Origin of the sequence: Clostridium sp. BJN0001 (genome assembly GCF_022869825.1) — a bacterium.
Taxonomy (GTDB): Bacteria; Bacillota; Clostridia; order Clostridiales; family Clostridiaceae; genus Clostridium.
Genome location: NZ_CP094971.1, coordinates 2,517,195 through 2,538,055, shown reverse-complemented (window position 1 = coordinate 2,538,055; position 20,861 = coordinate 2,517,195). Strand labels below are relative to the sequence as shown.

Sequence of the window (20,861 nt, the reverse complement as noted above, 5' to 3'; positions counted from 1 at the left end):
GGGGGTATTAAAAATGAAGAAGAAAAAAATAGTAATATGTGGTGGAGGAAGTACTTATACTCCAGGAATAGTTAAGAGTTTACTTATGCAAAAAGAAAAAATAGGTATAGACCAATTATGGTTATATGATATAGATAAAGAAAGACAGGATAATGTTTCAATTATTGTTAAAGAAGTTATGAAACAGTTTGGACCTGAAATTCCATTAAAAGTTTCTATAGATCCCAAAGAGGCATTTAAAGATGCTGATTTTATTATGGCACAAATGCGTGTTGGAAAATTAAAAATGAGAGAAGTAGATGAAAAGATTTCGATTAAACATGGTGTTATTGGTCAAGAAACATGTGGTGCAGGAGGAATGGCTTATGGAATGAGAACAATTTATCCAATGGTTGAATTAATTGATAACTGTGAAAAGTATGCATCAAAAAATTATTGGATTGTAAATTATTCAAATCCAGCTGCAATTGTAGCTAAGGCGACACAAAAGTTAAGACCAAATGCTAGAATATTAAATATATGTGATATGCCTGTAGAAATTGAAGCAAGAATGGCTGAAATATTAGGATGCAAATTACAAGATATAGAGGTTGATTATTTTGGACTTAATCATTTTGGCTGGTTTACAAAAGTTAGAGAAAATGGAATTGATGTGACAGATAAATTGAAAGAACATGTTAAAAAGTACGGATATTTATCAGAAGCAAGTTATAAAGATGCACTAGTTAAAGAGCCATCATGGGCACGTACATTTGAAACATCTAAATATATTGTATCTTTATATAAAGATTATCTTCCTAACACATATATGCAGTATTATTTATTTCCAGATAAAGTACTTGAACATGAAGACATAAATAATACAAGAGCAAGACAAGTTATAAATGGTCGAGAAAAACATATTTTTGATGCTGCAAACGCATATAAAAAAGGTGAAGAAGTTGATTTGAATCAGTTCTTTGTAGGTGTTCATGGATTATTTATTGTAGAAGTTGTTGAATCATTAGCTAATGATTCACGTTCGCGTCAATTAGTAATGGTGCCTAATAATGGTACAATTAAAAATCTACCAGATGATGCAATGGTAGAAGTTCCTGCTTATATAACATCAAGAGGACCTGAACCAGTAAGAGTTGGAGAAATTCCTAAATTCTACAAAGGATTAATTGAGCAGCAGGATGCCTGTGAAGCATTATTAGTAGATGCAGCTATTGAAAAATCATATGATAAAGCGTTAAAAGCTTTTGCACTTAATAAAACAATTCCTTCTACAACTAAAGCAAAAGAAATTTTAGATGAAATGATTGAAGCTAATAAAGAGTATTGGCCAGAATTAAAATAAGAAAATAATATAGATTATATTATCAATTTAAAATAATAAACGACTTGTTATTAATGCGAGTCGTTTTATTTTACGTTATAATAAAAAAAGAAAGATGGTGGGTATCCATCTTTCAACTATGGTATAAAAGGGTATTGAGAATTTATGAGAGGTTATATGGTTAATAACCGATTATTATTATAATCCTAATTTCGAAAAAATTCAATAAAAAAATGCATAATTTTTTATTAGTAAATATATCCCTAATAATGTGAAAAAATATATTATTTTATTATAATAATAATCAAAAATGAAAAAATATGTTAATTTAGAAAGAGGATTTCAAAATGAAAAGTATAGTTGTATATTATTCAGTGTCTGGTCAGACAAAACTTGTTTCTGAGATGATATCAAAAAAATTAGAATGTGATATTTTAGAAATAACAACAAAAAAAGAAATACCAAGTGATCCATTATTTAGATATTTAAAAGGAATAAAGTCGATTCTTTTTAAAAAAGAGAACATTTTAAATGAATATAATTTTAATTCTAATACATATGATAGAATTATACTTGGATTCCCAAATTGGGCAAGTAATTGTCCTCCAGCAATGAAAGAGTTTATAAAAGAAAATGATTTTAATGATAAAGATATATATTTATTTACTACTTATGTAGCAAGAGGTGGAGATTCATGTGTAAGAAATGTCAGCAAAAACTTTAATCATTCACAGGTAAAAAAGATGGCTAAATTCTCAATACCATCAAAAAAGAGTGAAAAATATATAAATAATATTTTGGATAAATTTTTAGAGGAGTAGTATATTGATGCATAATACATATGAAAGGATTGATTAAATTAAGCATGAATGGAACACAATTAAAAATACTAGCACTTATATTAATGCTTGTTGACCATATAGCAGAATTTATTCCATTTACTCCAATATGGTTTCATTATATAGGAAGACTTTCAGCTCCAGTATTTATGTTTTGCATGATATGGGGAGTTTATTATACTCATAATAGAAAATTATATCTTACTAGAATGTATATGTTTGGAGTTATAATGGCGCTTATGAATATTATTTGTAATAATTTATATAAAAATCCATATACGTATATATCAAATAATATATTTGTTACTTTGTTATTAATAGGAATTTTATGTAGTATATTTGATATAAGAAAGCAAAATAGGAAAAAAGGTAATATATATTTAATAATGTTTATTATATTTCAAATAATAAGTACATTAATATGTGCATTATTATCAATGTTTATAAATCTAAAAGATGTAATTATGTTTTTCAGCGCTTTGATTCCTAATATTCTTTTATGTGAAGGAAGTTTTATTTTTGTTATTTTTGGAGTTATTTTATATTACACAAAAGAAAATAAAATAAAATTTTCACTTATATATACATTGTTTTCAAGTATTTTTTTACTAAGTGCTATCTTGTCAGGAAAGGGTCTTTTTAACGATCAATGTCAATGGATGATGATAGGAGCACTTCCTCTTTTATTATTTTATAATAATAAAAAAGGCATAGGGCTTAAGTATCTTTTTTATATTTTTTATCCGGTACATATTTTTTTACTATTTTGGATTGGAAACATATTTTTTTAGTCATAATTTAGCATAAAAAGCATTTTCTTTATAGAAAAATAAAGGAAATGGAAAAGTCTTATTAAATATATATCTATGAGAAAGTTTTATTTTTTGATATACTATAATATAAGTAGATACTTTATTTAAGTAAAAAAAGAGAGGCGTAAAAGAGTGGATGAAATAGTAGTTGAACAATTTATACCATCAGATAAACCTAAAAGTTTTTGTAAAATGCTTCATAAACTAGCAATTATTTTTGCGATAGTAGGTTTTCCAATGCTGGTACTTGCAATTGTAGTTGGAATAGCAATGGAAATAGGAGCAATTTTACTTTTCATTTCAAGCTATTTATTTTATGTAGATTTTGAATATGAAATGTTTGAAGGAACAATAACAATAACAAAAATTTATTATGCAAGCATAAGAAGAATAAAGAAGAAAATATTAAAAGAACAAGTAGTAAAGGTATATAAAACACCTAAAAATGAGCAGTATTCTAAAAAAGGTTTTTATAATACAAACATTAATGGACTTGTAATTTATACATTAGTTCTTTCTAATAAGTCTAAGATTCAGCTTGCACTAGATGAAAAATTTGAAAAAATGGTTACAATAACATATAGACAGCAATTAGCTAATAATTAATTTTTTATATTTTTAGGAGAGTGATTTTTTTTGCAACCCAGTCCGTTAACGGTACAAATATTAATATTAATAGTTTTAATAATATTATCTGGATTTTTTTCGATGTCAGAGACAGCACTTATGTCTATTAACAAAATAAGATTAAGACATATGGTTGATGAGAAAGTTCCGAATGCAAAACTTGTAGAAAAACTTATAGACAATCCAAATAAGCTATTAGGAGCAATTTTAATAGGAAATAATGTTGTAAATATTTTGGCTTCATCACTTGCAACTGTAGTTGCAACTACTCTTGCAGGGAGTAGAGGGGTTGGAATAGCAACTGGAATTATGACTATACTTATACTTATTTTTGGTGAAATAACTCCAAAATCAATTGCCAAGCAGATGTGTGAAAAAGTAAGTCTTAAAGTAATAAGACCTATAAAATATATAGTTATAGTTTTAACTCCGTTTGTGTACATTTTTAATATAGTTTCAGCGGTATTTATAAGGCTTTTAGGAGGCAGACCTCAATCAGATGAAACGTCTATTACAGAAGAGGAATTGAAGACAATGGTAGGCGTTAGTGAAGAGGAAGGTGTTCTTGAATACGTTGAAAAGGAAATGATTTTCAACGTATTTGATTTTGTTGATCTTCAAGTTAAGGATGTAATGGTTCAGAGAGTTGATGTTATCGCAATAGACAAGGAATCTACGTATGATGAAGTGCTTGATGTTATAAAAAATGAGCAGTTTTCAAGGATTCCTGTTTATGATGAGACAATTGATAATATTATAGGAATATTAAACATAAAAGATATTGCTATGATAGAAAATCTTAAAGAAAATTTTAAAGTTACAGATTATATAAGAGAACCATTTTATACATTTGAATTTAAAAAGATAGTAGAACTTTTTAAAGAAATGAAAAAGACAAGAAATCCAATGTCAGTAGTTCTTGATGAATATGGTGGAACTGTAGGTGTTGTCACAATTGAAGATCTTGTTGAAGAAATTGTTGGAGAAATTGAAGATGAATATGATGAAGATAAAAAGTCTTTAGAAGTTATAAACAAGAACGAATATGTTGTTGATGGAAGTATAAGACTTAATGATCTTGGAGATTTTCTTCATATGGATTTAGAATCAGAAGAATTTGATTCTGTTGGAGGAATTATAATAGGAGAACTTGGACGAATACCTGAAAAGGGAGAAGAGGTTACAATAAAGGATATTACGTATAAAGTTGAAAGTGTTGATAAGAACAGAGTTAAGAAAGTAAAAGTCTATGTAAATAGAGAAATCGAAAATAATGAAGAAAATGATGGAGATGGAAATGATTGAATCAGCTGATTTTATGAAGATTGCAAAAAAAGAGGCGCTTATTTCCAAAAAAGAAGGAGAAATACCTGTTGGATGTGTGATTGTAAAGGATGGAAAAATATTGGCAAAAGCTCATAATCTTAAACAGAAGCTTAAAAATCCGATTGCACATGCAGAAATTCTTGCAATTAATAAAGCTACGAAGAAGCTAGGAGATTGGAGACTTAATGGCTGCGAAATGTATGTTACTTTAGAGCCATGTCCTATGTGTGCAGCAGCTATAGTTCAAAGCAGAATACTTAGAGTTCACATAGGAACATTTAATAAAGATATGGGTGCCTGTGGTTCCGTAATTAATATTACTGATAGCAGAGAACTTAATTCTTTTGTTGATGTTAAGTGGGAGTATGATAAAGAATGTTCTGACATTATGACTGAATTTTTTAATGATAGACGTAAAATTCACAATATTGATAAATAATAACATTTAGTAATATAATAATATTATTAAGGAGAGATGGCTGAGCGGTTTAAAGCGATGGTCTCGAAAATCATTGTATTTTTGTTTAAAGGTACCGAGAGTTCGAATCTCTTTCTCTCCGCCATAATGAGAACGCAAGCGTTAATAAAATGCTTGCGTTTTTATTTTATAGACATTAAAAAAGTTCATATCAATGTGTTAGAATGTACTTATGGTTAAAAGAACATAAACGATTGCAGATGGATTTAAACTCGTACATGAATTTTTGTTTTATATGTGATATAATTAGGGAAAAATACAGATTATGTATATTAAGTTAATTATATAATATAGCTGGGACAACATAAAAAAGAAGGTGGTGGAATCTTATGACAATATTAACTATAATGAGTGGACAGTATGCACATAATGAAAAAATTATGAACAGTATTAATATTATTAGGGATAATTATGTTGGTAGAGTTAATGATAATTACGAACTTACACTAGATTCAAATAATGAACTTTGCGTAAAAATTCCTAGCTTAAAAAAAAGAGACGAATTCGAATTCCATGATATAAAAGAATATGAATATCCTCTTATAATGTGTATGCGAATTTCATCAGATAAAGATAATAAAGCACTTATATATATGCAGAAAAAGTTTATGGACACATATAGAGACAAGCTTGATTTATTTTTTAAGGATGTATATACAACAGAAATTTTATATAAGAAAATTTCATCTACAAAAGCTAATATTCAAAGTGGTACATATGCATCAATTGCTGCTGTTATAGCAGGATCTGTAGGAGTTTGTGTTCTAGATACAGTTGCAACAAGTGTAAGATATTTAATTGTTCTTGCTGTAGTAGCATTCTTTATTTTAGCGATGATTTTACAACTTACTAAAGAGTCTATGATAAAGAAAGTTATAGATGCATACTTAAGTATAATAAAGACAGATTGGTATAGAAAAGAACTTGCTAAGCAGTATGCATTTCTTGTAAATTATGTTTAATATCATAATTTACAAGAAATAAAAAATAGATGTAGAATTTGCAATTGAACCGTAGAAATAGGTATTTAAAAACGACTATTTCTATAGGTTCTTTTTTATTGCCAATATTTGTAAAAAGGTATATAATTGTAATATCTAATATTAAGATTAAAGTGGGTGTAAATTTATGGGTAAGATTTATGGTTATACGAATATATTGAACAGTTCACTTAGAGAGAAAGAGATTTTTTCATTATTTAATAATGGATGTGAAAAAGTTATCGAAGAAAAGGATCAGGAGAAAAAAGAGAGACTTTATGAACTTTTAAAAGATCTTAATGAAGAAGATGTTTTAATAATAGCTCGCCTTAATAGAGTCGGAAAAACAATTAAGGAAGCATGTGACATATTTAAAATACTGTTAGATAAAGGTGGTAAGGTTAAGATATTAAATATAGGGGTAATAGATACTATGGATAAACTTAATCTTATACAAAATGCATTTACAACATTTCTTGATGAACATAAAGATATTACTAATAAGGTAAAGGCAATAAAACTTTTTAATAAGTCAGGAATAAAGGAAAAAGGAATTGATAGAAATACAAAATCTGTTAATCATAGAAGAAATTATACTGAAGATGAGTTAGATAGAGCGTTAAAACTTTTGTGTATAAATGGTGGAAATTATAGTTATACGCAGGTTGTAAAAAAAACAGGAATTTCTAAAAGTACATTAATAAGAGCGAATAAAAGAAAAAATTTATCCCATATTCATGTTGTAAAATAATATAAAAAAAATCCTCAGCACAGTGCTGGGGATTTTTTTATCAAATTATTATATATTCATAAAATAGCATAATGGAGGCAAAATATTAGCATAATTAATGTCTTTAGCAAATTAAAAAATCTTGACAGAATAAATTATTAGTGATATTTTATGTGAGGTGCTTTTAATTTAGTTCTGAGAAACTAAGAAAGGAAGATGATAAAATGAATAAAGATAATACTTTAATGAATGAAGATGATTGCGTAGGAGTTAATGAGAAACTACCTTTAACTAAAGGAATACCACTTAGTATCCAACATTTATTTGCAATGTTTGGAGCATCGGTATTAGTTCCATTAATTTTTAATATTGACCCCGCAACCGTCCTTTTTTTTAATGGAATAGGAACACTTTTATATGTGTTTATTACTAAAGGAAAAATACCAGCTTATTTAGGATCAAGTTTTGCTTTTATATCACCAGTTTTACTTTTATATGCTCAGGGATATGATTTTGAAACAATTCAAAGTGGATTTGTTGCTACAGGAGTAGTATTTTCAATTATTGCAATTTCTGTTGGTTATACAGGAATTGGCTGGATAAATAAACTACTTCCACCTGCAGCAATGGGATCAATAATTACTATAATTGGTCTTGAACTTGCACCTAGTGCTGCTGATATGGCAGGATTTCCAGTTGGAGGAAGTAATTCTCCAGAACTTAATGTGCAGTGGGTTATTATTTCAATGATAACACTTGTAAGTGTCATATTGTGTAATGTACTTTTAAAAGGATTTCTTAAAGTTATTCCTCTTCTTTTAGGAGTAATAATAGGATATATAGCTTCATGTATTATGGGAATAGTTGATTTCTCAGCAGTAACACAGGCAAACTTTTTTATTATGCCAAATATAAAAGTAGCACATTTTGATTCAAATGCAATGCTTACAATATTGCCAGCAACATTTGTTGTTGTAGCAGAGCATGTAGGACATCTTAAAGTAACAAGCAGTATAATTGGACATGATTTAATGGAAGATCCAGGACTTCATAGATCGCTTTTAGGAGATGGTCTTTCAACAGTAATTTCAGGAATGTTTGGATCAGTTCCTACAACTACATATGGCGAGAATATAGGTGTAATGGCACTTACTAAAGTTTATAGTGTATATGTAATTTGTGGTGCAGCGGTAATTTCGATTATATTAGGATTTTCAGGAAAGATATCAGCACTTATAACTACAATTCCAAGCCCAGTAATCGGTGGAGTAAGTATGCTTCTATTTGGAACAATTGCCACATCTGGACTTAGAACATTTATAGAAGAAAAAGTTGATTTTGCTAAATCAAGAAATTTAATTTTAGCTTCTGTTATATTTGTTGTTGGATTAAGTGGAATAACATTATCGCTTGGAAGTATAGAAATAAAAGGAATGGGTCTTGCAACAATAGTTGGAATACTTTTAAATGTAAGCTTTATTATTTTTGACAAGCTTGGACTTATGAACGAAGAAGAATAAGTTTTATACATAAAATTTTTAGCGTATTAATGATAGTTTTCATTAGTACGCTTTTTTATTAAACTAATATTTATCAAATAAAGGTATTTATAGTTAATACTGTATTGTAAATGATTTAAATAGTGGTATAATAATTTTAGTAAACGTTTTAAAGGGGGTAGATTTATGAAACAGTTAAAAAAGACAATAGCTTTAATTACATTAGCTGTCTTTTTCTTTGCATTTTTTCAAATGCCTGTAAAAAATGTAAATGCAGCTGAAAATACTGAAAAAGTGTTAGTAAAAATTCGTTATAACAGACAGGATTCTAATTATGATGGTTGGAATTTATGGACATGGGAGAAAGGAAAAGATGGAAAACAGGTTGATTTTATAGGTCAGGATGACCAAGGAAAATTTGCTATTGTTGAAGCAGATAAAAATTCTGGAGAGCTTTTCTATATAGTTCGTAAAGGCGACTGGAAAGAAAAAGCAACAGGTGATGAAAGTGTTGACTTAACTTTAGGAGACACAGAGAGTATTATAAATGATAATGATGGAAACGTTTCTAGAACTGATAAAAAGATAAATAGAGATTTTGCATCTGTAAAACTTAATGTTCATTATTACAGAGGCGATGAAAATTATGATAATTGGGATGTATGGTCATGGACAGATGATTCAGACGGTGCAGGATATGGCTTTGCTAAAAGTGATAAATATGGACAAATTGCAGAAGTTATTAAAAGTGATGTAAAAGGTAAGAAATCTATATCATTTATAGTGAGAAAAGGTGGAGATTCATGGACTGAAAAAGATACAGATATAGATAGGTCTGTAGATCTTGCATATGCAAATAATAAAGGTGAAATTAACATATATTTAGTTCAAGGTGATGAAAAAGTGTATACTACACCAGATCAGCCAATTAAGAAAACAGAAATAACATCTTTAAAAATTGAAACAACAAATAATATAAATTTTAAGCTTAATAGAAAACTTGATAGTACAAAAGGAATTATTTTAAAAGAAAATGGACAACCTATTAATAGTGACTTATATTTTATCTCAATAAATAAAGATGGAATATCAGGTAATATAAAGACAGTAAATGGACTAGATTTAAATAAAAAATATTCTGTTGTTATACCAGGCTGTGATGAATGTCAGGCTGAATTTGGTAAAATATATGATAGCAGTAAGTTTGAGCAAACATTTAAATATGATGGAAAACTTGGAGCTATATATACACCTGAAAAAACAGATTTCGTTTTATGGGCTCCAGTAGCAGAAAGCGTATATCTTAATCTTTATGGGACTAATGGAAAAACTTATAAATGTCCTGCAGAAAAGAAAATTGAGATGAAAAAAGAAGATAATGGTATTTGGAAAGCTTCTGTAGATGGTGACCTTGATGGATGTTATTACAATTATATTGTAAAAAATAATGGAAAAGAAAATGAAGTCACAGATCCATATGCAAAAGCAGTAGGTGTAAATGGAAAAAGATCGATGGTAGTTAATCTTGAAGAAACAAATCCTGAAGGATGGAATGAAGATAAAAGACCAGAACTTAAAAATCCTACTGATGCAACAATATATGAAATGCATATAAGAGATTTTTCAATTGATGAAAATTCAGGAGTTAGTATAGAGTATAGAGGAAAATATGAAGGTGTATGGCAAAAAAGTAATACGGTTTCTGGTACTGATATAAAGACAGGAATTGATCATCTTAAAGAACTTGGAATAAATACTGTACAGATAATGCCATCTTTTGATTTTAGATCAATTGATGAAACAAAAGATGATAACAGTCAATATAACTGGGGATATGATCCACAGAATTATAGTGTACCAGAAGGCTCATATTCAATGAACCCTTATGATGGAAAGATGAGAATAACTGAGTTTAAAGAGATGGTTAAAGAACTTCACAAAAATGGTATAAAAGTAATTATGGATGTTGTTTATAACCATACAGGAGCTACAGAAGATTCATTATTTAACCTTGCTGTTCCTGATTATTATTATAGACAAGATGAGAATGGTAATTTTTCAAATGGTTCTGGATGTGGAAATGAAACAGCATCTGATCGTTTTATGGTTAGAAAGTTAATTGTTGACTCTGTTAAATACTGGACTGACGAATATCATATAGATGGATTTAGATTTGATTTAATGGCAGTTCATGATATTGATACAATGAAAGAAATAAGAACTGAGTTAGATAAAATTGATAATAAAATATTATTATATGGAGAAGGATGGACAGGCTCATCTTCTTCACTCGATTCATCTAAACAAACTTTAAAGGCAAATATGCCTAAATTTGGAGAAATGCAAATTGGTGCATTTAGTGATGATTTAAGAGATGGATTAAGAGGAAATGTATTTGATGATAATGATGATGCATTTTTACTTGGAAAAGCAAATTGTGAAGATACAATAAAATTTGGTGTAGTAGCATCTACTCAGCATGATGGAATAGACTATTCAAATGTTAATTATTCAGAAAAGCCATGGGCTAATGAACCATATCAGACAATTAATTATGCGTCATGCCATGATAACATGACTTTATGGGATAAATTAAATACAACTGGCAAGGATCTTTCACAAAGTGAACTTATAGATAGAAATAAAATGTCAGCTGCAATAGTTTTAACATCTCAAGGAATACCATTTATGCAGGCAGGAGAAGAATTTGCAAGAACTAAAACAAATCCTGATGGAACATTTAATGGAAACAGCTATAATTCACCAGATAGCGTAAATAAACTTGACTGGAAAAGAATTTCAGAATTTAGTAGTTTATATGATTATTATAAAGGACTATTAAAATTAAGAAGTGAGCATAAAGCATTTAGAATGGATAGCACAGAAGATATACAAAACAACTTAAAATTCTTAGAAGAAGGAAAAGACTTTAAGGGAAGTAATGTTGTTGCATATGTAATAGATGGAAGTAAAGCTAATGATTCATGGTCTAAAATAGCAGTAATGTTTAACTCAAGTAATGATTCAGTTGAAGTTACACTTCCACAAGATGGATGGGTTACTGTTGTTAATAAAGATAATGCAGGTGTAGAAAAACTTGATGAAGTTAAAAATTCAAAAGTTATTTTACCAGCACATACTTCTTATGTTTTAGTAGATAAAGAAAGTTTTGAAAAAAGTAATAGTTAATAAATAATTATATTGACAAATAAATAATTATAAAGTATACTAAACCCAATAAAGCAATGAAGCATTTATGAGAAAATAAATGTTTTATTGCTTTTTTTATTTATTTAAACTGATATATCAGTGGGATTTTAAGGAGAAAATAAATGCAGAAATCTCATATGTCATATGCAAGAGAAATTTACCTAAAGATAAAATCTGATATTCTTAAACTCAGAATAAAAGATGGAGAATTCATAACTTTGTCTGAACTTGCAAATAAATATAATGTAAGCAAAACTCCAATAAGGGATGCACTTACAGCATTAGAGCTAGAAGGGTATTTGACATCTTTTCCGAGAAAAGGGTATTTTGTAAAACCAATTACAGAACAGAATATGCAGGAATCTTTTGAAATGAGGATGATTTTTGAAAAAGAATCAGCTAAGAAAGCTATTTTAAAAGCTTCGGATGAGGAACTTAAAAGTATTTTACATCTTGCAGAAAAATTTCCTGATAATTTTGATGTAAGAAAAATAGATGAATTCAATTATCTTAATGACAAATTTCATATGTCCATAATAAAAGCAGGACATAATGAAATGTTATATCAGATGGCAGAAAATGTGTTTGAAAATCTTTCTAGAATATTAATTTATGATAGCCGTCATTTACTTTTTTCAAATGAAAAGCAAGAACACATAAATATTGCATCTGAGATGTTAAATAGAAATATTGATTCTGCGCAGAAACTTATATGTGATCATTTAGTGCATCTGCAAAAGAGAGTCTATGAGAATAAAAAACAACTTATGGAGGCATCATTTTATGAAAAAAATACTTTTACTGACAACAGGCGGGACTATTGCATGTATTAAAAGTAATGATGGACTTACACCTGGAGTTAATGGAGAATTACTTTTAGAAAAAATACCTGAGATTAGATCTATATGTAATATTACAGTTAAAGGAATACTCAATATTGACAGCTCCAATATGTCATCAAAAGATTGGGAAATAATTGCCAAAGAAGTATATGAAGGCGCTAAAAACTTTGATGGAATTGTGGTTACACACGGAACAGACAACATCAATGGTATCATTTATGGTCCAGAATCTTGATATACCTGTAGTTTTTACAGGATCACAGATTCCTATGGGAGAAGAGGGAAGCGATGCAGATTCAAATCTTCTTGAAGCATTTAAAGTTGCTGTTTCAGATATATGTGGTATAAGTCTTGTATTTAATGGGAAAGTTATAAAGGGTACTAGAGCATTTAAGATTCATTCATTAAATCAGAATGCATTTGTAAGCTGTAATTATCCTTATCTGGGAATGTTTAAAGATGGAAAATTAGTAATAAACAAAGCAAGCCTTAGTGATGATAATTATAATAAAAAAGTAACTTTTTACAATAATATTTGTAAAATGGTACCTATAGAGTGGACACTTAGAAAAAAGTGTCTTCCCTATAGGTCTTTTTTGTGTATAATATTAATGATTTGGAGGTTTATATAATGAGTAAGATTACTTTTACAAAAGATCAAATTGAATTACTGAAGCAAAATAACTACGTACAAAGAGTAAGCGAATTATCGATTACTTATTCTGACGAATTTAAGCGTTTATTTATAGATGAATATTTGAAAGGAAAAACTCCTAAAACTATCTTTATTGGCGCTGGTTTTGATATTGAAATACTTGGCTATAAAAGATACGAGCAAGCGGCAGCTAGATGGATACGAGCCTATAAAAAAGACGGCATGATTGGGCTGAGAGATACTCGAAAAGAAAATTCAGGAAGACCAACTGAAAAGGAATTATCAAAAGACGATATAATTAAGAAACAAGAGGCAAAAATTCAACTTTTAGAGGAGCAATTAGAATTGCTAAAAAAATTAGACGTGATAGAAAGGAGGCTGGTAAACAACAGCCTGAATCTAACAACTAAAGAAACATTTGAATTGATTAATCAAACAATTATTAATAATAATTATGTAAATATGGTTTCTCACTTTTGTGAGCTCTTAAATGTTTCACGTTCGGGATACTATAGATACATTAATACATCAGAGCAAAGAAAATTAAATGAAGATAATGATATTATATCTAGAGATAACATCTTAAAAGCATTTGATCATCGTGGATATAAGAAGGGGTCTCGTTCTATAAAAATGACATTAGAAAATGAATTTAACATAATTTATAGTAGAAAGAAAATTCAACGTATTATGAGAAAATATAATATAGTATGTCCTATTAGAAAAGCTAATCCGTATCGCCGAATGGCAAAAGCAACTAAAGAGCATAATGTTGTTCCTAATTTATTGAAGCGTAATTTCAAGCAAGGAATACCCTGTAAGGTTTTATTAACTGATATAACATATTTACCATATGGAAATGGGCATATGGCTTATTTATCAACCATAAAAGATGGTAGCTGCAATGATATCCTTGCATATAATGTGTCTGATAGAATTACTTTAGATATTGCAACTACAACTATTTCTAATCTAATAAATGACCATAAAGATTCATTACATAAATATGCTTTCATACATTCTGACCAAGGCGTGCATTATACAAGTCCTAAATTCCAAAAATTATTAAAGGATAATAACTTAGGGCAATCAATGTCTCGTCGTGGTAACTGTTGGGATAACGCACCTCAAGAATCTTTCTTCGGTCATATGAAAGATGAAATCGATTTTAAATCTTGTTCTACATTAGAAGAAATCACTGAAACAATTGATGATTATATAGATTATTACAATAATCATAGATATCAATGGAATTTGAAAAAGATGACTCCTAAACAATATAGAAATCATCTTTTAATAGCTTCTTAGCCCCTTTTTTTTATTGTGTCCTTGACAAAGGGTCCATTTTATTGTGACAAAGTATTTTTATTAAAGCTTGTACCAGGCATAAGACCATCAATAATCGACTTTATATTATCAGAAGGATATAGAGGAGTTGTAATAGAAACATTTGGGCTTGGAGGAATTCCGTCTGAATATAACAATCTAATAGATAAACTAAAGAAAATTATCAATATATATAACATACCAGTTGTCACAGTAAGCCAGTGCGTTTATGACGGAGCTGATCTTAATGTTTATAGTGTTGGTATAAAGGCAGAAAAAGCAGGAATTATTTCGGGAAAAGATATGACTACAGAATCTGCGGTTACAAAACTTATGTGGATTTTAGGACAAGAAAATAATTACTCTAATATTAAATTTAAAATAGCAAGCAATATATGTGATGAAATAGCATGTGATTCAAAGTATGCACCATTTTCAATAGAAAAAGATGGAAAATATGTAGGAATAGATGTTGAAGTCTTAGATGCAATAGCAAAAGAAGAAGGATTTGAATATGAATTAAAACCAATGGACTTTAGTGCAATTATTCTATTGAACGTCAAATTATTTGATGCTAATATCATAACTTTATTTGATGCTAAAAATGAATATATTCTTCAAAATCTTCAATGAAAATGAGGCTACTTCGTTACGGTTTATGATGATAAATATTCTGAATATTACAAAAAAATCCACAAATACCTTATTGATATTTGCAAATTTTACTTTTATCCAAGTTCAGTTTCATTAACAGCAAGCATTATTATGTCACTATCAATTGTATTCATATTTTTTGTATTGCCTATCATAAGGCTAGAATCACAGATTTTATTAACAATTCTAGGAACTCCGTTCGAAGCGTTAGCAATTGCTTCAAGAGCGGTATCATCAAAAATATCAGTATTACATTTAGCACCAGTAAGCTTTGCTAATATATAATCTTTAGTTTCTGATTTTGTGAGATTATCTAAATTATAATTCATTGTTATACGTTGTCTTAAAGGCTCATTAGCAACTAGCCTCATGGTATTATTTAACTGAGGAAGCCCCACAAGAAGTACTATTGCACGATCTCTTGAATCCATGTCAAAATTAAAAAGCATTTTTAAATCATTAAGTATTCCATTACTTACATAATTAGCTTCATCAATAATTATTACAGGAGTTATACGTTTTTCAACTGAATATCTAGTTATTTCATTTTGGATAATTTTGAAATTATCAATTTTTCTGCACATTGGCTCTAGTCCAAGCTGGGCAGCCATATTTTTATAAAATTCTGCAACAGTAAGTGTAGAAAGGGAACTATAAATAACTTTATAAAGTGATGAATTAAGGCTATTAGACCAGTTTCTTATTATTGTAGTTTTACCTCGCCCTGGACCTCCGGTCAGGATTCCGAAACCTTTATTATTAAGTAAATAATTAAGTCTACAAATAACTTCTTTATAGTCAGAAGTTTCTACTACTATTTCCTTAGAATTTTTTATAAACGGATTAAAATCCATTCCATATCTACTTATATAATCCATTATTCTTGACCTCCAGTAAGTTTTATTTTTTCCCTTTTTATAACAGAATTATCATGCTTATTTAAAAGCTTTATTTCTGTAAGTTCAGAAGTGTTTTTATCAACTACATAAATTTTGCTTAAATCAGGTGAATATCTTAGGGTTATTCTTTGTTTTGAGTATCTATAATCAACTTCATATTCTGTTTCATCTATCATAACTACGTTATCGGCTGATACTCTTCTTTCATATTCAAGTAAAAAGGAAGTTTCAATTTGTTCATCTGTAAGCCTTTTAATCATGTGAGATTCCTTGAAAAACCTGTCCTGTGGAGATAGTCCATCTAGAGAAGAATGTATATGCTGATTATAGCTATTAACATATGAAATAAGGCTTATCCTAAGTTCATCTAAATTATTAAAATCATTCATATTAAGCTGGGACATCCATTGATCTTTTAATGTGCGAAACCACCTTTCAATTTTAGCTTTTGATTGTGGGGTATAGGGTGCACAATAACTAATAGTTGTACCTATTCTAGCTGCTAAAAGTTCCATTTGCTTGTTCTTATATGAAGCACCATTATCAAAGTTTAAGATTTTAGGTTTCCCGAATCGTGTAACAGCAGATTTTAAAACAGACATAAGATTTACAAAATTATCATTAAAAAATACATCTATTCCTGTTATGTATCTTGAAGCATCATCAATAAGTGCTATTATGTAAACGCGTTTCTTTTTACCATCTACCTTCAAATAAGGTCCAACGCTGCTGTCACCACACCATACTTCATTTATATGAGCACGCTCATATCTTTTCATATCTTTATTTTTAGAATATTTATTCTCAAGCTTAAGAACATTAACATACCTATTAATTGTTGAAAGTGAAATATCTCCTTTAACAATAGTTCCATTGTTAATAAGCTTTTGATAGATAAGTGTTGCTGGGATTCTTGGATATTCTTGTTTTAAATATTTAATCTGTTCTGTAATATCAGAATCTAATTTACGTGTTCTTCCAGTGTCGCATCGTTTTACAGGTATGAGTGCCTCAAAGCCCTTATTCTTGTAATTGTAATACCAACGTTCAAGAGTAGCAGCAGCTACCTTAGTATCTTCACCATCTGGAGTCTGATATACTTTGCCTGCGGCATCTCGGAAAAATTGTTTAACACTTTTATTTTCATCATAAGTACCACTTATCAGAGGAGCCAAGATTCCGTACCTGAAAAGTGCTATTTCTTTTCTAGTTTTTTCGTCCATATTTTGAAAAAGCCTCCTTTGTTTTATTACAATATAAGCTTATATCTACATAAATTAACAGTAAAACTAAGTTATGTGGTTTTACGAAAATAAAATATTATTGATGCATTTAATTTGCATAAATTGTCTTTTAAAGTTTTTTAAACATTGCTTTGAAATACTTAAATCTAATGAAATTTTAAATGAAGTAATACGTTCCTTCCAATGCTCTAGATATTGTTTTATTATATAAAAAATATTGCTTTCATCGATAAATTCATTAGCTATCATAATGGGTTCAAAAGAAGCTTTGGAATTATAAGCATTAATAATTGAAATATGATCACATAAAAGAATTTGAGAATAAGGTACAATACACTCTGGAAATATAGCATGAGTTTTATTGCAACATGTACACTTTGCTCTAAGAATTGTTATAGATATCTTGCCATCACTGTTTTTAACAGTTCTCTTGTAATAACCATGCTTTACAAGCTGCCCGGACCTTCCGCAGGAACAAGTAAGTTTGTGAAAATCTATGTCTTTAATAAATTTATCATAGGATTTTTGCGTTAATGACTTGATTTTTGAATCTAAATTAGATATGATTTTTGTATCATAAATATTAGTTATCATAGAATTTATGGTTAGCAGAGCAACAAAACTTTGGTCGGTGGTGTTGCTCTGCTTTTTTCCTTTCTAAGAATAATATAAAATAATAATATACTAAAAAAGGCAAGCATTAAATACTTTGACTAAAATTTAGTCATGCAAATAATGCTTGCTCTTTATTTATTTTGAAGATATTTAAATTTTTTAACATCATATAAAATGCTATTCTATACTATTCCAGCACTTGTATCTAATCAATTAGATGGTGCTATTGCAGGAATAAGTATGACTGAAGACAGAAAGAAGTCACTTGACTTTTCAGATGGATATTTTGATTCTGGACTTTCAATAGTTACAAATAAAGAAAATACAACTATTAATGGAGAAGCTGATCTAAAAGGAAAGTCAGTAGCAATAAAAAAAGGTACAGCAGGTTCTCAGTTTGCAGAAGATAATAAAGATAAATATGGATTAAAATTAAACTATTTTGAAGATTCTCCAACAATGTTCTTAGATGTTGAAAATGGAAATTCAGATTTCTTATTAGAAGATTACCCAGTTATAGCTTACAAAATCAAGGTAGATTCAGGATCTAAATTAAAGATGGCTGGAGACAAAATAACAAATGTTGAATATGGATTTGCAGTTAACAAAGGAAAGAACACAGAATTATTAAAGAAATTCAATGAAGGATTAAAGAAAATAAAAGATAATGGTGAATATGATAAAATAGTAAACCAATATATAGGAAAATAGAAAATGTAAATTAATCGTGGATGCAGAGAAAATATATATGTGTCCACGATTTGATGATATTATAAATAGATAGTAAGGAGAGCAAAAAATGCAGATTTTACAGATACTAAAGGATAGTTTGTCAAGTCTTATAAGCGGACTTGAGGTAACAATTGAAATTTCAGCTATTTCACTTTTCTTAGCATTTATTCTTGGTATAATTATTGGAATATTTAGCATAAGTAAAACAAAAGTTTTAAAATCAATAGCATTTGTTTACTTATACATAATAAGAGGTACACCATTAATGGTGCAGGCACTATTCATATATTTCGGTATAGCACCGCTTATTGCAGATCGTACAAATCCTATGATATGCGCAATAATTGCTATCACATTAAATGCTGGAGCATATATGTCAGAAATTTTCAGAGCAGGTATACAGGCTGTTGACGTAGGTCAGATGGAAGCAGCAAGAAGTCTTGGACTTAGTTATGTAAAAACAATGAGAAAAGTTATTCTTCCACAGGCTATAAGAGTAATGATTCCATCAATTATAAACCAATTTATTGTAACAATAAAAGATACTTCGTTATTATCAGTAATAACTATAAAAGAACTTACAGCAAGTGGACAGATAATTGTCGCAAGAAATTTCAAGCCGCTTCAAACATATGCAATAGTTGCAATAATGTATTTTATATTAATTACAGTATTAAGTTTATTGTCAAAATATATTGAAGGGAGACTTGAAAGTGGTCATAGAAGCAACTAACATAAAAAAACAGTTTGGAAAAGTAGAAGTATTAAAAGATATATCTCTCAACGTTGATGAAGGGGAAGTTGTATGTATAATAGGACCATCAGGTTCAGGTAAAAGTACTCTTTTAAGATGCTTAAATAAACTTGAAGAAATACAGGCAGGAAATATTTCAATACTTGGAGAAGACATTGTAAATACAAAAGATATAGATAAACTAAGACAGAATATTGGAATGGTATTTCAGCATTTTAATCTTTTTCCTCACCTTACAGTACTTGAAAATATGACTCTTGCACCAGTTGAGTTAAAAAAAATGACAAAAGAAGAAGCTCAAAAAGAAGGAGTAAGACTTTTAGAAAAAGTAGGTCTTGCGGATAAAAAGGATGTTTATCCAGATACTTTATCAGGAGGTCAAAAACAAAGAGTTGCTATTGCAAGAGCGCTTCAAATGAATCCTAAAATAATGCTTTTTGATGAACCTACATCAGCACTTGATCCTGAGATGGTTGGAGAGGTTCTTAAAGTTATGAAAGATCTTGCAAAAGAAGGAATGACAATGGTAATAGTTACTCATGAAATGGGATTTGCCAAAGAAGTTTCAGATAGAGTTATATTTATGGATAAGGGATATATTATGGAAAATTCATCACCAGATGAAATATTTACAAGCCCTAAGAGTGATAGATGTAAAGAATTTTTAGATAAAGTAATTAATGCCTAATAATAAAAGAATAAATGTATATTAAGAAAAGCAATAATCGTTTTTATTGCTTTTTTACAGTTTTTATATAATATTTTTAAAGAACTAAAAAAAGAGTAATCATACTTGAAATAATAGGTTTCATATGTTATTATAAATAAGTATCAAATTAAAATGGTTTTTTATGAATAAAAAATTATTTTATTTAATATAATAATAGTGTGAATATGGTTTCGCGTCCAGAGGGGACAGAATATTAAATTTGTGAGGTTCGAATCCTCAGCATTCCACCATAGCCATGCTAGATGGGGAGTTAGCGGTGCCCTGTAACCTGCAATCCGCTATAGCAGGATTTAAGTCCTTACGTAGGTTTTAATATTTTATGGTTTGACTTTTGCAAGTGATGTTGAGGATTGGGTCCCACGCAATGGAACCCCACGAATCTCGTCAGGTCTGGAAAGAAGCAGCGATAAGTGGTCTCTTTCATGTGCCGTGGATAAATCTGGTCTGAGTTAACTGCAATTGTACCACATAGAATATTATCATCGAGGTAGGGTGCATGGCTTTTATTATGTTATTAGGTTTTAATTTCAGATACATAAAATTAGGTTATTCTTCAATAGGATTAACATAGGACAATAGGATAAGAAA

Annotated in this window: 17 protein-coding genes, 1 tRNA gene, 1 other RNA gene and 4 pseudogenes; 20 read left to right on the top strand and 3 right to left on the bottom strand. The window is 29.0% G+C overall.

Going from position 1 to position 20,861, the window contains the following annotated elements:
• The first annotated feature begins 13 nt into the window (after positions 1 to 13).
• The 16 genes and pseudogenes from MTX53_RS12300 to MTX53_RS13115 all read left to right on the top strand — a co-directional run.
• Entirely contained in the window at positions 14 to 1,342 is a 1,329-nt protein-coding gene (locus MTX53_RS12300) for a 6-phospho-alpha-glucosidase (protein ID WP_244834040.1), read from the top strand.
• Between the two features lie 326 nt (positions 1,343 to 1,668).
• Positions 1,669 to 2,142: a flavodoxin gene (locus MTX53_RS12295; RefSeq protein WP_244834039.1), complete on the top strand. Its 474-nt coding sequence runs from the start codon at positions 1,669 to 1,671 to the stop codon at positions 2,140 to 2,142.
• A 20-nt stretch (positions 2,143 to 2,162) separates the two neighbouring features.
• A complete protein-coding gene (locus MTX53_RS12290; RefSeq protein ID WP_244834038.1) occupies positions 2,163 to 2,951 on the top strand; it encodes a TraX family protein in 789 nt (262 codons plus the stop codon).
• Positions 2,952 to 3,104: 153 nt separating this feature from the next.
• Positions 3,105 to 3,578 carry a hypothetical protein gene (locus MTX53_RS12285; protein ID WP_244834037.1) on the top strand — a complete coding sequence of 158 codons (474 nt, stop codon included), beginning with the start codon at positions 3,105 to 3,107 and terminating at the stop codon, positions 3,576 to 3,578.
• A gap of 102 nt (positions 3,579 to 3,680) precedes the next feature.
• The gene (locus tag MTX53_RS12280; protein WP_244834036.1) at positions 3,681 to 4,904 is read left to right on the top strand and encodes a hemolysin family protein; all 1,224 of its coding nucleotides are present in this window, start codon (positions 3,681 to 3,683) and stop codon (positions 4,902 to 4,904) included.
• Positions 4,891 to 5,364: a nucleoside deaminase gene (locus MTX53_RS12275; protein ID WP_244835499.1), complete on the top strand. Its 474-nt coding sequence runs from the start codon at positions 4,891 to 4,893 to the stop codon at positions 5,362 to 5,364. Before MTX53_RS12280 ends, MTX53_RS12275 begins: the two co-directional genes overlap by 14 nt.
• 30 nt (positions 5,365 to 5,394) lie before the next feature.
• A tRNA-Ser gene (locus MTX53_RS12270) sits at positions 5,395 to 5,488 on the top strand.
• 244 nt (positions 5,489 to 5,732) lie between these two features.
• Positions 5,733 to 6,365, top strand: a complete 633-nt coding sequence (locus tag MTX53_RS12265) for a hypothetical protein (protein ID WP_244834035.1) — start codon at positions 5,733 to 5,735, stop codon at positions 6,363 to 6,365.
• 166 nt (positions 6,366 to 6,531) lie between these two features.
• Positions 6,532 to 7,134, top strand: a complete 603-nt coding sequence (locus MTX53_RS12260; protein WP_244834034.1) for a recombinase family protein — start codon at positions 6,532 to 6,534, stop codon at positions 7,132 to 7,134.
• A 203-nt stretch (positions 7,135 to 7,337) separates the two neighbouring features.
• Positions 7,338 to 8,633, top strand: a complete 1,296-nt coding sequence (uraA, locus tag MTX53_RS12255) for a uracil permease (RefSeq protein WP_244834033.1) — start codon at positions 7,338 to 7,340, stop codon at positions 8,631 to 8,633.
• Positions 8,634 to 8,798: 165 nt separating this feature from the next.
• Positions 8,799 to 11,801, top strand: a complete 3,003-nt coding sequence (pulA, locus tag MTX53_RS12250) for a type I pullulanase (protein ID WP_244834032.1) — start codon at positions 8,799 to 8,801, stop codon at positions 11,799 to 11,801.
• 143 nt (positions 11,802 to 11,944) lie between these two features.
• A complete protein-coding gene (locus MTX53_RS12245) occupies positions 11,945 to 12,655 on the top strand; it encodes a GntR family transcriptional regulator (RefSeq protein ID WP_244834031.1) in 711 nt (236 codons plus the stop codon).
• Positions 12,570 to 13,296 (top strand): annotated as a pseudogene (locus MTX53_RS12240) (asparaginase domain-containing protein). The gene MTX53_RS12245 and the pseudogene MTX53_RS12240 overlap by 86 nt, the downstream one beginning before the upstream one ends.
• Entirely contained in the window at positions 13,296 to 14,627 is a 1,332-nt protein-coding gene (locus tag MTX53_RS12235) for an IS3 family transposase (protein WP_244834030.1), read from the top strand. Before MTX53_RS12240 ends, MTX53_RS12235 begins: the two are co-directional and overlap by 1 nt.
• A gap of 15 nt (positions 14,628 to 14,642) precedes the next feature.
• A pseudogene (locus MTX53_RS13120) lies at positions 14,643 to 14,960 on the top strand (asparaginase); the annotation flags it as partial.
• A gap of 90 nt (positions 14,961 to 15,050) precedes the next feature.
• Positions 15,051 to 15,194, top strand: a pseudogene (locus tag MTX53_RS13115) (transporter substrate-binding domain-containing protein); the annotation flags it as partial.
• 179 nt (positions 15,195 to 15,373) lie between these two features.
• On the opposite strand, the gene MTX53_RS12225 reads toward MTX53_RS13115, so the two are convergent.
• From MTX53_RS12225 to MTX53_RS12215, 3 genes are all read right to left on the bottom strand, one after another.
• Positions 15,374 to 16,177, bottom strand: coding sequence for an AAA family ATPase (locus MTX53_RS12225; RefSeq protein WP_244833337.1), 804 nt, complete (start codon positions 16,175 to 16,177; stop codon positions 15,374 to 15,376).
• Positions 16,177 to 17,421 (bottom strand): DDE-type integrase/transposase/recombinase, encoded by a 1,245-nt coding sequence (locus MTX53_RS12220; protein ID WP_244833926.1) that lies wholly within the window; start codon positions 17,419 to 17,421, stop codon positions 16,177 to 16,179. The genes MTX53_RS12225 and MTX53_RS12220 overlap by 1 nt, the downstream gene beginning before the upstream one ends.
• A gap of 81 nt (positions 17,422 to 17,502) precedes the next feature.
• Complete coding sequence (locus MTX53_RS12215) at positions 17,503 to 18,036, bottom strand: DUF6431 domain-containing protein (protein ID WP_244833335.1); 534 nt, start codon at positions 18,034 to 18,036, stop codon at positions 17,503 to 17,505.
• A gap of 210 nt (positions 18,037 to 18,246) precedes the next feature.
• Here MTX53_RS12215 and MTX53_RS12210 point away from each other — a divergent pair.
• From MTX53_RS12210 to ffs, 4 genes and pseudogenes are all read left to right on the top strand, one after another.
• Positions 18,247 to 18,768, top strand: a pseudogene (locus MTX53_RS12210) (transporter substrate-binding domain-containing protein); the annotation flags it as partial.
• A gap of 88 nt (positions 18,769 to 18,856) precedes the next feature.
• On the top strand, positions 18,857 to 19,522 hold the full coding sequence (locus tag MTX53_RS12205; RefSeq protein WP_244834028.1) for an amino acid ABC transporter permease: 666 nt from the start codon (positions 18,857 to 18,859) through the stop codon (positions 19,520 to 19,522).
• On the top strand, positions 19,503 to 20,231 hold the full coding sequence (locus MTX53_RS12200) for an amino acid ABC transporter ATP-binding protein (protein ID WP_280527250.1): 729 nt from the start codon (positions 19,503 to 19,505) through the stop codon (positions 20,229 to 20,231). Before MTX53_RS12205 ends, MTX53_RS12200 begins: the two co-directional genes overlap by 20 nt.
• Positions 20,232 to 20,506: 275 nt before the next feature.
• Positions 20,507 to 20,773, top strand: an RNA gene (gene ffs / locus MTX53_RS12195) — signal recognition particle sRNA large type.
• Positions 20,774 to 20,861 lie beyond the last annotated feature (88 nt).

What these genes read in the sequence shown, in the direction of transcription:
- MTX53_RS12265 (WP_244834035.1), top strand. Translation starts at nt 5,733, where the DNA reads ATGACAATATTAACTATAATGAGTGGACAGTATGCACATAATGAAAAA.
- MTX53_RS12260 (WP_244834034.1), top strand. Translation starts at nt 6,532, where the DNA reads ATGGGTAAGATTTATGGTTATACGAATATATTGAACAGTTCACTTAGA.
- MTX53_RS12235 (WP_244834030.1), top strand. Translation starts at nt 13,296, where the DNA reads ATGAGTAAGATTACTTTTACAAAAGATCAAATTGAATTACTGAAGCAA.
- MTX53_RS12220 (WP_244833926.1), bottom strand. Translation starts at nt 17,421, where the DNA reads ATGGACGAAAAAACTAGAAAAGAAATAGCACTTTTCAGGTACGGAATC.
- MTX53_RS12290 (WP_244834038.1), top strand. Translation starts at nt 2,163, where the DNA reads ATGAAAGGATTGATTAAATTAAGCATGAATGGAACACAATTAAAAATA.
- pulA (WP_244834032.1), top strand. Translation starts at nt 8,799, where the DNA reads ATGAAACAGTTAAAAAAGACAATAGCTTTAATTACATTAGCTGTCTTT.
- MTX53_RS12245 (WP_244834031.1), top strand. Translation starts at nt 11,945, where the DNA reads ATGCAGAAATCTCATATGTCATATGCAAGAGAAATTTACCTAAAGATA.
- MTX53_RS12215 (WP_244833335.1), bottom strand. Translation starts at nt 18,036, where the DNA reads ATGATAACTAATATTTATGATACAAAAATCATATCTAATTTAGATTCA.
- MTX53_RS12205 (WP_244834028.1), top strand. Translation starts at nt 18,857, where the DNA reads ATGCAGATTTTACAGATACTAAAGGATAGTTTGTCAAGTCTTATAAGC.
- uraA (WP_244834033.1), top strand. Translation starts at nt 7,338, where the DNA reads ATGAATAAAGATAATACTTTAATGAATGAAGATGATTGCGTAGGAGTT.
- MTX53_RS12300 (WP_244834040.1), top strand. Translation starts at nt 14, where the DNA reads ATGAAGAAGAAAAAAATAGTAATATGTGGTGGAGGAAGTACTTATACT.
- MTX53_RS12295 (WP_244834039.1), top strand. Translation starts at nt 1,669, where the DNA reads ATGAAAAGTATAGTTGTATATTATTCAGTGTCTGGTCAGACAAAACTT.
- MTX53_RS12275 (WP_244835499.1), top strand. Translation starts at nt 4,891, where the DNA reads ATGGAAATGATTGAATCAGCTGATTTTATGAAGATTGCAAAAAAAGAG.
- MTX53_RS12225 (WP_244833337.1), bottom strand. Translation starts at nt 16,177, where the DNA reads ATGGATTATATAAGTAGATATGGAATGGATTTTAATCCGTTTATAAAA.
- MTX53_RS12280 (WP_244834036.1), top strand. Translation starts at nt 3,681, where the DNA reads ATGTCAGAGACAGCACTTATGTCTATTAACAAAATAAGATTAAGACAT.